General features: G+C 36.9%; 13 protein-coding genes. 4 read left to right on the plus strand and 9 right to left on the minus strand.

The window, feature by feature from the left end; translation table 11 throughout:
• Positions 1-26: 26 nt before the first annotated feature.
• Complete coding sequence (locus HHO41_RS11870; protein ID WP_169098819.1) at positions 27-218, minus strand: YezD family protein; 192 nt, start codon at positions 216-218, stop codon at positions 27-29.
• Positions 202-651, minus strand: a complete 450-nt coding sequence (locus HHO41_RS11875) for an RrF2 family transcriptional regulator (RefSeq protein ID WP_169098821.1) — start codon at positions 649-651, stop codon at positions 202-204. The genes HHO41_RS11870 and HHO41_RS11875 overlap by 17 nt, the downstream gene beginning before the upstream one ends.
• A 330-nt stretch (positions 652-981) precedes the next feature.
• On the opposite strand from HHO41_RS11875, the gene HHO41_RS11880 reads away from it, so the two are divergent.
• Positions 982-2,511, plus strand: coding sequence for a histidine kinase N-terminal 7TM domain-containing diguanylate cyclase (locus tag HHO41_RS11880; RefSeq protein WP_169098823.1), 1,530 nt, complete (start codon positions 982-984; stop codon positions 2,509-2,511).
• 41 nt (positions 2,512-2,552) lie between these two features.
• Here the strand turns inward: HHO41_RS11880 and HHO41_RS11885 are convergent, their stop codons facing one another.
• On the minus strand, positions 2,553-3,215 hold the full coding sequence (locus tag HHO41_RS11885; protein ID WP_248278439.1) for a DUF3889 domain-containing protein: 663 nt from the start codon (positions 3,213-3,215) through the stop codon (positions 2,553-2,555).
• Between the two features lie 162 nt (positions 3,216-3,377).
• Complete coding sequence (locus HHO41_RS11890) at positions 3,378-3,719, minus strand: zinc ribbon domain-containing protein YjdM (protein ID WP_169098825.1); 342 nt, start codon at positions 3,717-3,719, stop codon at positions 3,378-3,380.
• 461 nt (positions 3,720-4,180) lie between these two features.
• On the opposite strand from HHO41_RS11890, the gene HHO41_RS11895 reads away from it, so the two are divergent.
• Entirely contained in the window at positions 4,181-5,908 is a 1,728-nt protein-coding gene (locus HHO41_RS11895) for a DUF2207 domain-containing protein (RefSeq protein WP_169098827.1), read from the plus strand.
• Between the two features lie 112 nt (positions 5,909-6,020).
• On the opposite strand, the gene HHO41_RS11900 is transcribed toward HHO41_RS11895, so the two are convergent.
• From HHO41_RS11900 to HHO41_RS11910, 3 genes are all read right to left on the minus strand, one after another.
• Positions 6,021-6,233 (minus strand): hypothetical protein, encoded by a 213-nt coding sequence (locus tag HHO41_RS11900; protein ID WP_169098829.1) that lies wholly within the window; start codon positions 6,231-6,233, stop codon positions 6,021-6,023.
• A gap of 65 nt (positions 6,234-6,298) precedes the next feature.
• On the minus strand, positions 6,299-7,003 hold the full coding sequence (locus tag HHO41_RS11905; RefSeq protein ID WP_169098831.1) for a hypothetical protein: 705 nt from the start codon (positions 7,001-7,003) through the stop codon (positions 6,299-6,301).
• 4 nt (positions 7,004-7,007) lie between these two features.
• Positions 7,008-7,823: an ATP-binding cassette domain-containing protein gene (locus HHO41_RS11910; protein WP_169098833.1), complete on the minus strand. Its 816-nt coding sequence runs from the start codon at positions 7,821-7,823 to the stop codon at positions 7,008-7,010.
• 98 nt (positions 7,824-7,921) lie between these two features.
• Here HHO41_RS11910 and HHO41_RS11915 point away from each other — a divergent pair, with 98 nt between their 5' ends.
• Positions 7,922-9,595, plus strand: a complete 1,674-nt coding sequence (locus HHO41_RS11915) for a ribonuclease J (RefSeq protein ID WP_211171134.1) — start codon at positions 7,922-7,924, stop codon at positions 9,593-9,595.
• A gap of 44 nt (positions 9,596-9,639) precedes the next feature.
• Here the strand turns inward: HHO41_RS11915 and HHO41_RS11920 are convergent, their stop codons facing one another.
• Both HHO41_RS11920 and HHO41_RS11925 read right to left on the minus strand, forming a co-directional pair.
• Complete coding sequence (locus tag HHO41_RS11920; RefSeq protein ID WP_169098835.1) at positions 9,640-11,175, minus strand: histidine kinase N-terminal 7TM domain-containing diguanylate cyclase; 1,536 nt, start codon at positions 11,173-11,175, stop codon at positions 9,640-9,642.
• A 157-nt stretch (positions 11,176-11,332) separates the two neighbouring features.
• Positions 11,333-11,974 carry an FMN-dependent NADH-azoreductase gene (locus tag HHO41_RS11925; RefSeq protein ID WP_169098837.1) on the minus strand — a complete coding sequence of 214 codons (642 nt, stop codon included), beginning with the start codon at positions 11,972-11,974 and terminating at the stop codon, positions 11,333-11,335.
• Between the two features lie 284 nt (positions 11,975-12,258).
• On the opposite strand from HHO41_RS11925, the gene acsA reads away from it, so the two are divergent.
• The gene (gene acsA, locus HHO41_RS11930) at positions 12,259-13,980 is read left to right on the plus strand and encodes an acetate--CoA ligase (protein WP_169098839.1); all 1,722 of its coding nucleotides are present in this window, start codon (positions 12,259-12,261) and stop codon (positions 13,978-13,980) included.
• Positions 13,981-14,091 lie beyond the last annotated feature (111 nt).

Consider the following 14,091-nt stretch of genomic DNA (forward strand, 5'->3'; position numbering starts at 1 on the left):
TAATAATCTCAAAGATAATTGCGAATTTAGTTATTTGGTACTTCATTTATTTGTTGATTACTTTTTTTGACACTGAAGCGGTATTTTTCACCCTTTTCAATTTGGGTAACCTGTGAATCGTGAACTGTAATCTGGATCGTTCCGAACTCAATATTTTCTAAAAAACTCACAATTTTATCAATGACCTCTTGATCAATTTTTTTATTTTTTGAAGACAACAAAATCCTCTCCTTTCAGTAAGCTAACCCGATTTTCAAGTAAATCTTCAAGAGTAGTCCGTTCTAGTACAAAGGCGATCGTATCTCTAACTAGTGACCAAAGCGGTTTTAATAAGCAGCCTTGCTCAAGCTCACACGGTTCATATTTCGTGATCGAAGCACACCCCATTGGTGATAATGGGCCTTCAAGCTGGCGAACAACCTCGCCTATGTTAATTTCACTTGGTTTTTGTTGAAGAAGATATCCCCCACTTACCCCTCTCTTACTGGTAACGTAATTTAATTTTTTTAATTGGAGAAGGATTTTTTCAAGGTAATTGACCGTCACCAGAGTTTTCTTGGCGATTTCTTCAATCGTCATCAAATTTCCCTGATGCTGTCCTAAGACGATAAGTGCTCTAAGTGCATATTCACCTCTACTGGATATCTTCATACATGTTACCCCTCTCTAAAGTTGACTAATTCAGTCGACTTTTAGCCGTAAGCATTTTAGTTTACAGTTTTCTATATAAAAAATATATGTTGAACTCCTTCAGTTGTCCGATCAGCCTTCCATTTTTAGCAAATAAGTTTTTTGATTAATTCAAATTTTAATACCAATAATTCCTACCTGTCAACTATATTTTATGTGTATTGCAAAAAATAAAAAAAACGGTATCAGATATAAAAGGTATCCAATATCGTTTTCTTAAATCGGTTGTTATTTTATAATAGAGTTATTAATGATCTTACAGAAGTTTTTAAAATGACCGGAGTGATTCAAATGCCAATTATTGAATTTCTCATAGGAATTTTTTTTATCATTTTATTTTTGTATTCACTTTATAAATATAAAAACAGAATGGCCGACTTGTTTGCATTATCTTGTCTATTAATTGCGATATTCACGATTGGATATGGTTTTGAATTACAAGCAGAAACTTATCAAGAGGTTGAGTTTGCAATCATCGTAGAGTTATCAGGTCTCGCATTTATCCCAGCTCTGTCAATCCTCATTGCATTTGAGTTTTACCCTAAACCACTTTCAATACTCAAAAAACTGATCATTTTCACCATTCCTGTCATCACCTTTTTCATTGTGTTAACAAATCAATATCATCATTTGTATTTTTCTGACCTTGTCATCCATCATTACAAAGGCAATACTACTACGACGCTTGTGCGTGGTCCTTGGTTCTACATATTCATTCCCTTTACCTTTTTAGCTATTTTGCTAAGTCATTTGCTTTTTTTAAAAAAATGGATAGAAGTCTCTTTTCATATTAAATCACAAGCATTTTGGATGTACCTCGGCTCCTCAAGTCCGGGGATTGCCTATGTACTATACTTATTTGACATCGTTGCAATCCCCTACGATATTACCACCTTTGGCTTTGCCATATTTGCCCTTTGCTTTTTTATTGCTATCTTTCAATATGAATTTTTAAATCTTGAACAAATTGCCCGTGAACGTGTTTTTGATAATATTAGAGAAGGTTTTATCGTTATTGATCAGCGAAACAGAATCATTGATTTTAATAAAGCAGGGACTTTAGTATTCCCTTGGTTAAGCAATAAAAGTTTTGGTAAAAGTATTGAAATGTACCCAGAAGGTCCTTTGCTTACTAATCAAAATTCGCAACAATTTACAATTGAGTTAACCAGAAATAATCAAAAAATGTATCTCGGTTTTACTGTTACGCTCATGTACAAAAAGAATCAACCAGATGGAAAAATCTTCATTTTTCAGAATATAACCGAGCAAACAATTATATTAGAAAAACTTGAGGAAATGGCGTCTTTCGATGGATTGAGTAATGTGTTTAATCGTAAAAAACTGATCGAAGAAGCAGAAAAAGAATTATATCGCACCTACCGCTCTGGAAACCCACTCTCATTTTTAATGTTGGATATTGATTTTTTCAAGTATATTAATGATCAGTTCGGCCATCTAGCCGGAGATCAGGTTATCAAAGAAATAATCCAGAAATGTAAGGAGCGTCTTCGTCAATCTGATATAATCGGTCGATTCGGTGGTGAGGAATTCCTCATTCTCCTTCCGAATACCAATCTTCAGAACGCCCTTAAGATTGCGGAGGATTTGCGGGTTATGATTGAAAAATTGCCCATTACATTTGAAGAGCAAACTATTTTCGCAAAAATCAGTATTGGTGTTGCTTCGACCTCCAGTTTTAGTGAGCCAATGGCATTAAATGAATTAATAAATGAATCTGACAAAGCCTTGTATTTGGCGAAAAACACTGGACGAAACAAGGTTTGTTCGCTAAATAGTCAGATGGAAACGATTAACTAAAAAAATCAGTCCTTAATATTATCGGGACTGATTTTTTTATGTTAGGTCTCTACTAAGTTAAATGATATGACGCGATTGGTGCTTGGATTGTAAACGACATTACCGCGTACTCGAATTTTTTCTCGTGGTGCTTGTAAAATAAACTCATATGTTTCTCTTATTTGCTGCGGTGATTGCTGTTGTTTTCCAACAAATCGGTAATCAATAATGTTATAGCCTGGATATGCTGTCTGGGTGACTTCTAATAAATACTTTCCCCATCTCTCCTGTTCAAGTTCAGGTGATGGTATGATTTCTATATTCATCACACCTAAGCTAGGATGTGCACCCAGTGCCTCAAATGCTCGACGGTGGAGACTGATTCGATTGGCAGGATAACCAGCTACTTGGTCAACAACGGTGACAATAATTTCTCTCCCCCCTGGTACGGAAAGGTTTCTGATTTTCAGTGACTGTCCACAGCGATATGGCGAATTAGCACCAACAGCTGCGGTTAAATAGCGGTTTTTTGACCATGGAATACCACACTTTGTAATTCTGCCTCCATCTGTCCACGTTGCTTGACCTCTTATGGGTCGTTGTCGATACCAATTAACGTCTTCTTCGGTAAAACGATAAAATGAATCACCCCAGAACGGAGCTGCTTGTTCCAGGAAGCTGTGATAATTTTGGTATGTGGACATGTATGGATAATATGAATACATCCTTTTCCCTCCTGTCTATGCTCAATCTGCTAATAACATATGCTTTAAAAAGGTTGATTCGTGACAGGAGGTCTAACTCATATATATAACACTTAAAACAGTATACATAAACAAAAGCGCACTCCATATTGAGGCGCTTTTGTTATTTTGGGATAAAACTTCTTAAATTTTCTTTACAAATTCCGATTTTAGGCTCATTGCCCCAAAACCATCGATTTTACAATCAATATTATGATCGCCGTCCACTAAACGAATGTTCTTCACTTTCGTTCCTTGCTTTAATGGTGTAGAACTACCCTTTACTTTAAGGTCTTTAATGACTGTAACAGTATCCCCATCTTGAAGGATGTTTCCGTTTGAGTCCTTAATCACTTTCACATCTTCATTGCCTTCTACTGCATCAGCCGGATTCCATTCATAAGCACATTCCGGGCATACCAACAAGCTTCCATCCTCGTATGTATATTCAGAATTACATTTTGGACAATTTGGTAAATTCGACATCTTAACATTCCCCCATTTCATACTTGTCTATTCTAATATATTCATTCATTTTTTCCAATTCTTTTCTGAGGCTTAGTTTTCTAAAAATAGGGATTAAATTTTCAAAATAAATCAATACTATACCTAGTGTTATTCATTAACACTATACTTCAATGTGGAGGGATTCGCTTGAATATTCTGTTTGTCTTATTCAACGACTTAAGACACATAGGTTTTAGATTAATGTATTTATTTAAGCTAAATACCTATAGGTTAAAACGGCTTTTACGAATGCCGTCTATTAACCAAGTATCGAATATTCAATAGTACTCTTTTCGCATTGTAGTCCAAAGCAGGTGAGTAGATCTAACTCACCTGTTTTCATTTTCTATAAAATTCATGTAACATGAAAGTGTGCAAAACATCTAATGAAACCTTTTTCTTCTGTAAATCGTAATACAAATCATAGGTAGGTGATGTTGATGAAACAGTATGGAATAAAATCTATTATTCTACTATTAGGGATGATTGTGGTATTTTTTGTAGTTCCAAACAAAGGTTTAGCGGTTGAGTTTTCAATCGATAAGGGTAAGATCGATGCATACCTTTTAGAAGATAGAAATGTTCATGTTGAAGAAACCTTTACCTACAGCTTTGATGGTGAATTTAATGGCATTACTAGGGAAATCATCTCAAAAGAAGGCACGAAAATATCTTCATTGAAAGCCAAAGAAAATGGGAAATCGTTAAAGGTCGAACGCGAGGATGGATTATATAAAATTTACCGAAAAGGTGAAGACGAAACTATTACAATCGTACTCACTTACACCATTCAAAATGGAGTCGATGTATATTCTGATGTGGCTGAATTTTATTGGCCTTTCTTTGATGAAAACAATGAATCCACGTATGAAAATTATATTATAACCATTTACCCACCCGAAGAAACGAGTGGAGTTATAGCATTTGGCTATGATGAAGCCTTTGATACTGAAAAAATAAACAAAAATGGAACTGTCCAGTTTCATCTCGGCGAGGTACCAAGTGGTGAAAATGGTGATATTAGAGTCGCCTATGATGCAAAGCTCTTTCCATCAGCTACCATTGCTGCAAATAAATCGATGAAAAATGAAATTGTAAATGATAAAAAAACTCTATATGACGATGTTGCTTCAGCTATTGAAAAGAAAGACTTTTACTCGAAGGTTGCGATGGTAGTTGTTCCCTCATTTGCGCTTATTATATGTTTTATTATGTTAATGACATGGTTGCGTGCACGGGTTAATCGTACTGCAGTAAGGCGTGAGGCGGAACAGTCAGCGCCGTTTATCCCAAAGCAAACGATGAGCCTCCCAGCGACAATTGTATATACCAACGGCGCGTATTATCCTGCAGAGACAATGGCTGCTGCAATGATGGACTTAGTGAGAAAACGCGCAGTTATCCAAATTGATGAGAAGAACTTTAGCTTAAACGACATTCGCAAACCATTATTAAAGCATGAAGAAATGCTTATTGAGTTTTTATTCAAGGAAATTGGAAGAGATGGGAAATTTAGCTTTGATGATTTAGCATCCTTTACAAAAATAAAGAAAAATCATCAAAAATATCAAGCTAGTCAAACAAAGTGGCTTCAGGCTGTAAAAGACGAATTAAAGCATCATGAATTATATGAAAATAAAAAAGGATACCGCTGGATCGTGGGCTTATCTAGTTTGATATTAAGTCCGTTTTTATATTTATTTCCTGCCAATGATTTGTTTGGCTGGTTTGCGGCAGCTCTAGTATTGTTTATCACCACAATTTTATACGCTTTAACCTATTACCCCAAAACCTGGTTGGGCCTTACCGTAACTGAAGAATGGGGAATGATAAAAAAACGGTTAAAAGAAGTGCAATTGGATGAATGGTCATCCCTCAATGAAGATGAAAAAATGCGGGTCTACATTTTTGCGATAGGCATAAAAGATAAAAAGTTTATGAATAAAAGCACGAAGTTAACAGAATCATTTGAGTTACCTGTCCAAGATGCATTTTATGATAATTACCCCGTTAATATGGCATCAATGGTCTATTTTGGCTCAATTGCGTCATCGTCCTTTCACTCCGCCAATGATACGACTCAAATCTCAACAGGAGGTTCAGGCAGTTCTATCGGAGGCGGCGGCAGTGGTGTAGGTGGCGGCGGTGGTGGATCGGGTGCGTTCTAACAAAGCATCAGGAGGAAAACACTTGGTTTTCCTCCTTTTTAATGATGATATTTCATAAAAAACCATTAAGATTTTGCGGTCTTTTTAGTAATGGTGTATTTTAGCAATTGCACTATTCTCTAATTTGGATCTCTTTCTTTAACTCGCTTATTTTGTTTACAATTGGCACGACCACAAAAATCAAGATTAATGCCACAGCTGCGAAAGAAACAATTGAAACATAAGAACTAAAGCTAATTTGCCCCATTGAGTCTTGTATGAACCCCATAAAAAGATTGTATAACCCAATAAAACCATTTAATGCTGCTATCGTAATAAAAAACACTCCCTATTATCCTTTTTCCATTATCCAGAAGCTCTTGAAGTCTCATGATTGCCTAAATTTCTAGATTACTGTTCTTTTTTTCTAAAAAGAAAGATAGTTAAGATGATTCCAAGAGTGATATAGCATACGACCCACAAAATATCAAATCCAAGTGAATCTAACAAAACAATCATATCTTCGCCTTCCATGTGATTAATAATCTTAAACACCGGGGGGAACAGCCATAATACCCATTTCAATATAGGCAGCCTTTCAATCATTGCGGTGGATGCCAAAGAAACAACAATCACTAATACAGCTGTAATCCAAGCATATTTTTTAATTGAAAAGTTAGTTGACGAAAACAATGTCCCGACTAAAATCCCAAATGCCTGGAACACGAGATGGCTGAATATCGATAAACCAATGACATTAAGCGTTAATTCCCCTTTAAAGAGATTTCCAATTATAGGATAAAGCATTCCATATATAATTAAAGGAATCATCACAATTAATAGTGAAAGCCATTTTCCAATCAGAAAATTCAACTTTCTACCTAACTGAAAAAACAACATATGTTTCTCGCTGTCCTCTTCTAAAGAAAACAACGCCATTGTCATCCATGTCATCGTTATATACAGCCCAATCGAGGAAACACCATAGCTGCTTAAAATCGGTGCGTTATTATACGCATACAATATGAAAACCCAAGCAAGAAAAAGTGTCGTTGGCGGGATAAACTTTAACGAACGAATAAAACTTGTTAATTGATATCGAATAAATGCACTCAACACCCTACCTCTTTTCAATGACTTCTAAGATTGAGCAGCCTCGTTCAAGCAACAATCGTAGTGCCTGATCCGATTCAGACTCCAAAACAAGCAAATCAACTAAATTATCGCCTACAAATTTTTGCGGACCAAGCTGCATATCCGTTATTACTTCCTTTGATGGAATCCGCGCTCTGATTAGCAAAACTCTTTCCTTTTGTTGTTTATATGTATCTGAACTAATGGCCCCATCATCAACCCTAATCACTCGATGTGCAAGATGGTCAATTAATAGTGAGTCATGTGCAGTAAAAATAATTGTAGTCTCAGCTGGAAGTTGGTTCAGTTGATTGACTAATTCTTTTTGCGAATCATCATCTAACCCTGTCAGGGGTTCATCCATTAACAAAAGCTCTGGCTTCATCAATAATGCCTGAATGATACCCGCTTTTTGCTTTGTGCCTTTTGAGCATTTTTTTAATGGTGTTGATAAGAAATGTGAAATCGCAAAACGGTTTGCAAACTGCGTAATTGCCTCATGAATTATGCTCTTTGATTGTCCATTCATTTTTCCCATTAACATCAAATATTCATATAATTTAAATCGAATGGTTTCAGGAAAATGTTCTGGAACATACGCTATCCGAAGCTGATCACGCCATACTTTCCCACTTGTTTCCTCATAAATTCCACCAATCAGCTTTAATAGGCTACTTTTACCTGAACCGTTTTGACCGGTAATTGCAATTCGTTCGCCTTGATGAATCGATAAAGAAAGATTTGCTAGGATCTGAAAATCATCAATCCTTTTCATCACTTTCGTAGCTTCAAAAATTTTCATAATAAACCACCTCGATTATACAGTACCATAATTTAACAAATATTCAGCAATAAGTTGGGAATACTATACATATTTCATTGAAATTGGGAGGGCTAACATTGACATCCACTGAAAATAGACTATCTATCATGGCATTAGGCGGAATTAATGAAATTGGCAAAAACATGTATGTTATTCAATACGCTCATGATCTGTTTATCGTTGATTGTGGTGGTAAATTTCCTGATGAAAGCCTGCTAGGTATTGATTTAATTATACCTGATATGACCTATTTGGAGGAAAATCGAAGCAATATACGCGGATTAATCGTCACCCATGGTCATGAGGACCACATTGGTGGTGTACCTTTTCTAATTAACAAATTTCAAATACCGATTTATGCAACTCGGTTTACGCTTGGACTAATTGAATTAAAGCTAGCTGAGCACCGATTGCTTCGAGACACTGAATTAATTCAAATTGATAGCAACTCAAAGCTAAATTTTGGCGAGATTGATATTTCATTTTTCAGAGTAAGTCATAGTATCCCAGATTGTCTTGGAATTGTTTTTCATACGCCGCAAGGAAACATCGTTCACACAGGGGATTTCAAATTTGATCTCACCCCAGAGAATAATCAATATTCCGATATTCATAAAATGGCAGACATCGGCAAACAGGGAGTGTTGGTACTAATATCAGAAAGTACAAATGCTGAACGACCAGGGCTAACACCATCTGAAAAAATCGTTGCAAGCCATATGGATGCAGCATTTATGAAAGCCACCGGGAAAATTTTCATTTCTACCTTCGCTTCCAATATTAATCGAGTCCAACAAGTGGTACATTCAGCCATTAAAAGCAATCGGAAGCTTGCCCTGTTAGGTCGAAGTATGGTCAACGTCGTGAATGTTGCTATGGAACGTGGCTATATCGATATTCCAGAAGGAATACTCATTGATATATCTGAAATTGAAAATTTTTCTCCTGAAAGAATCGTTGTTCTTTGTACAGGTAGTCAAGGTGAACCGAATGCCGCCCTTGCCCGATTAGCGACTGGGAATTATCGCGATGCCCAAATTGAACGTGGCGATACAGTCATCCTGGCCGCCTCACCTATACCGGGAAATGAAAAGGATGTTTCGCGCGTTATTGACAATCTTTATCAACTCGGTGCCAATGTCATCTATGGTTCAGGCAGTTCAACTGGGATGCATGTATCTGGTCATGGTTACCAAGAGGATTTAAAGCTGATGCTCACTTTATTAAAACCAACCTTTTTTATTCCGATACATGGTGAGTATCGAATGCTCCATCACCATCGACTTTTAGCGGAATCTGTTGGAGTTGAACCGGGCAACACTTTTATTATCAAAAATGGTGATGTTGTAGATGTAGTCAATTCTGAAGCGAGACAAACGCGCACGATTCCTGCCGGTGATACCTATGTAGATGGGTTTAGTGTTGGCGATGTAGGTGAAGTGGTCCTACGTGACCGCAAACAGCTTTCCGAGGATGGGATGGTCGTTATCGTGATAACCTTAAGTAAGCGTGACACCCGAATCATTCAAGGACCTGACACAATTACTCGTGGTTTTGTCTATGTTAAAGAATCCGAAGACTTAATCAAAGACATTAATGTCATGGTTAAAAAGTCAATCAATGAATTGCTTCTAGATAATGTTCGACAATGGAATGTTCTGAAACAAAACATTAAAAAGACTGTCGGCCAATATTTATTTAAACAAACGAAACGAAAGCCAATGATCCTTCCCATTATTATAAATATATAAAAAAATGAGGTTCAAATGGTTATACTAACCTTTCGAACCTCGCTTCATAGAATTTTCGCTATTTCGCGTTTTTCACTAGGACAAACCTTGTTTCTACCACTATTTTTAGCTTCATAAAGTGCTTTATCAGACTCATTAATCAGTTCAGTTAACCTTCGTTTTTGTGTAACTCCTGATTTCGATGCTACTCCAATACTGATTTTAACCATTATGGAATGGCCATTGTACTCAATCACCATTTTCTCAACAAGCCTTCGCAAGTCCTCAGCGATCACTAGCGCCTGTTTGAGATTCGTGTTAGGTGCAAGAATTAAAAATTCCTCTCCCCCATATCTCCCGATTATATCTGTCAGCCTAATCCGCTGCTTGCATAGAGTTGCAAGACTTTTAATAACTTGGTCCCCAGCCAAATGACCGTATGTATCATTAATTTTTTTAAAATAATCAATATCTAACATCAGTGCCGAAAGGTCCGTGTTATAGCGATTCGCCCTGATAAATTCCCGTTCACCTTCTTCCATCAGCTTCCTTCGATTATAAACTTCACTTAACGTGTCATGAGTGGCAATTCTTTTTAATTCCTCCATTGCGCGAACTTGTGTTGTAATATCCTGAAAGATTAAAATTTTACCTACAGCTTTATTGTTTGACCATACTGGGGTCATCGTAAAACCAATATGCTTGATAACATCCATTGGCCTAATTTGAATATCAAAATTATCGGAGGACTGCCCCACTATCAACCGGCCTTCCTCAAATTCTAATAAGCTTTTTCCAAGATTTTGTGAAATCAGCCAACCGAACATTTTATGGGCAGATCGATTAAAATCGATTAATCGATTCATTTTATCGACCACAATGATCCCTTCTTTCACTTCATCAAAAACTGATTCACGGGCGATTTCCTTTAGCTTTAAAAAATCAAACTTAAACAACGCAATCGAAAAAGTTAACGCAAATAAAGCAAAGCCCAAAGTAGTAAAATCATAAGGAATCGGTAAAACATTAAGTTCATAAATAACATATGCTATACCTGGAAAGAGAGAGCCGGTTAAGATCAAACACTCAGGGGTCTTTAGACTATATAAAGATTTTTTCCATAACAAAAAAAATACCAAAATACCATAGCTAAATGCACCATATGTATAGGCAATGAACACATAATACCACGGCCCTTTCATGATGGAGGCCATCGAAAGTCCTTGATATCTATTAATAATATAGTCGTTATAGTATAAATGATGGTACTCATTCGTCGCAGCTATTAACAAGGTGAGCATCGGGATGATAAAGATGAGAAATTTTATGAGGAAAGAACTATTTCGATAAAAATGAAACTCATAGGCCGCCAATGCCCATAAAGGAGTGATGAAAACAAGGCCGAAGATTTCGACCATAAAAGCAAATTGCAACTGATTCGCAGTCTGTGAAAGTAACTCCATGCTGTATCCGATATTAAAGACAGCAATCGAAAGGCACATTAACGAAAAGTATGCAGCTATTCGATTTTTATAATTCAACAAGCAAAAAATAAACAGCAGTATAAACACGATACCGATGAAAATATCTAGCTGAGGCATCCGACGCACCTCCTTTTTTTCATTATAATATAATTTTCAAAAAATAAATATTTTTATAAAATATGCAAAGCTATCAAATTTCCACTAGATGCATGATCCTAACTTTTAGATAAAAAGCGTTCACATCGAACTTTGTGAACGCTTTTTTTAGATTATGTTATACGGGCTGCAGAGCGAGCTGGTTCGCTACCTCTGTTACACGCTTTAAGCCATTCTCGATAATTTCTTGCGCTTTATCTGGCATTGCATTATGTCCTTCGATGATTACTTCATCGATAATTTCCATTCCAAAAACGCCACCAAAAACGTTTCTCATATAATTCACAGCCATTTCCAGCGGCGCTGACTCAGGGGAGGAATAAATTCCACCACGGGCATTTAAGAAAATGGCCTTTTTATCTTTCATTAAGGAAATCAAATTCCCCTGTGCATCATATTTAAATGCAAATCCGGCTGCATATACGTAATCAATGAACGTTTGCAACTTGGCCGGAATGGTAAGATTCCACAGCGGGAAAGCGAATACGACAATATTGGCTGCTGAAAAGGCATCCATTGCCTTTTGCTTTGCTGTTAAGATTCGCTGTTCTATATCAGTTAACTCACCACCGCTTTGTTGTTTCCCCATAGCAGTAAATAGATCTTGACCCAAATAGGGCATATCTTCCGCAAATACGTCGAATGTCGTTACATCTAGACTTTTTGCCTTATTAATTGTCTCCATAAACGTTTCATACATTCTGCTCGATACACCTTCAGAAGCAGGTCGGTTATTACCTTTTACAACAAGAATTTTCATAAAAGAAATCCTCCGGATAAGTCAATTTTTGTAGGTGATAATTCGTTTTTTATCACGTACTATCATAAATTACCCCAAACAAAAAGCTTCATGATTGAAAATGGATATATTCACTAAAAGATTATTAACGTTTTTGGAAGCCTTTTCATCTTATATTTGTATCCCTTCGACAAAAAATAAAAAATTTTTTGATTTTTTAAAAAATAATGGTTGTTATAGTATATTGTTTTGCATTATAATCTGTTTTATAACAAAGTTTAAATTTATTAGTAGGGGGATACTTGATGGAAAGAACTCTAGGCGCAGTAACGATTGAAACAATTGACCCAAATGCAAATTTACAAAACTACGATCAAACAGCTAAAGAAATGGATTGGAAAAATGTAGAACAGCAATTTACTTGGTCGAAAACTGGCAAAGTAAATATGATTTATGAAGCAATCGACCGTCATGTAGATGAAGGTAATGGAGATAAAAAAGCATTTATTTATAGCGATAATCAACGTAATGAGGAATATACCTTTAATGATTTGAGAACGCTTTCATGCCGCTTTGCTAATGGCTTACGTTCATACGGTGTTGAAAAAGGTGACCGCGTCTTTATTTTCATGCCTCGTAGCCCAGAGCTATATGTTGCGATGCTTGGGATTATCAGACTTGGCGCAATCGCAGGACCAATGTTTGAAGCATTCATGGAAGAAGCTGTTAAGGATCGTTTATTAGATAGTGGTGCAAAAGCGGTAGTAACAACTCCTGAATTATTGAAACGAATTCCGGTTTCAGAATTACCAGAGCTTCAACACATCATTTTAGTTGGTGCCGAAGAAAAAACGGCAGAAAACCAAATCTTATTCCAAGATTTAATTACAAGCTCTGATGAATATGTAATCGAGTGGGTTGACCGTGAAGACGGCATGTTATTGATATATACTTCTGGCTCCACAGGAAAACCAAAAGGTGTTCTTCAAGTACACGATGCCATGGTTCACCAATACTTAGCTGGAAAATATGTTTATGACTTAAAGAAAGACGATGTCTACTGGTGCACAGCAGATCCAGGCTGGGTAACCGGAACTTCTGCAGGTATGTGGTCACCATGGTTAAACGGAGTAACAAACGTACTCCGGGGTGGACGTTTTGATGCTGACGAGTGGTTTGCTACTTTAGAAAAATACGGTGTAACCGTATGGTTCAGTGCTCCTACTGCTTTCCGCCTTTTGATGAGCAATGGAAACGAACTACCGAAAAAGTATGACATCTCAAAGCTTCGCCACGTGTTATCTGCTGGTGAACCTTTAAACCCTGAAGTCATCCGTTGGGGACTCGAAACCTTGAACCTGCGAATCCATGATAACTGGTGGATGACAGAAACAGGCTCCTCCATCTGTGCAAACTTCCGTTGTAACCCAATCCGTCCAGGATCAATGGGTAAACCACTACCAGGAATTCAACTTAGCATCATTGATGATCAAGGAAACGAGCTACCTCCAAACCATATGGGGAACTTAGCGATTAAACCAAAATGGCCTGCAATGGTTCGTACTGTATGGGGCAATCCTGAGCGCTACGAGCAATATTTCTTAAATGGATGGTTTATTTCTGGCGACTCAGCTTACAAAGATGATGATGGTTATTTCTGGTTTGAAGGTCGTGTTGACGATGTTATCAACACGTCTGGTGAACGCGTTGGACCATTTGAGGTTGAGAGTAAATTAGTTGAGCACCCTGCTGTTGCTGAAGCTGGCGTTATCGGTGTACCAGACCCAGTTCGTGGTGAGATTATCAAAGCATTCATCACCTTACGTGAAGGTTATGTTGAAAGTGAAGAATTGCTAACTGAAATCCGTAATTTCGTTAAAAACAAACTTGCTGCACACGCTGCACCACGTTTATTCGAAATCCGCGAGTCTATTCCTAAAACTCGTTCTGGTAAAATCATGCGCCGCGTCTTAAAAGCTTGGGAGCTTGGCCTTCCAACTGGCGACTTATCTACAATGGAAGATTAATGATAGTAAAAAAGCGTTTGATTCCTACTGATGATGGTGGGAATCAAGCGTTTTTTTGTTTTTGCATAATATGGTATTAGTGTCCTATTTTTATGTTGAGTTGCAAAACAG

Source organism: Bacillus sp. DNRA2 (genome assembly GCF_012843265.1).
GTDB lineage: Bacteria > Bacillota > Bacilli > Bacillales > Cytobacillaceae > Bacillus_BU.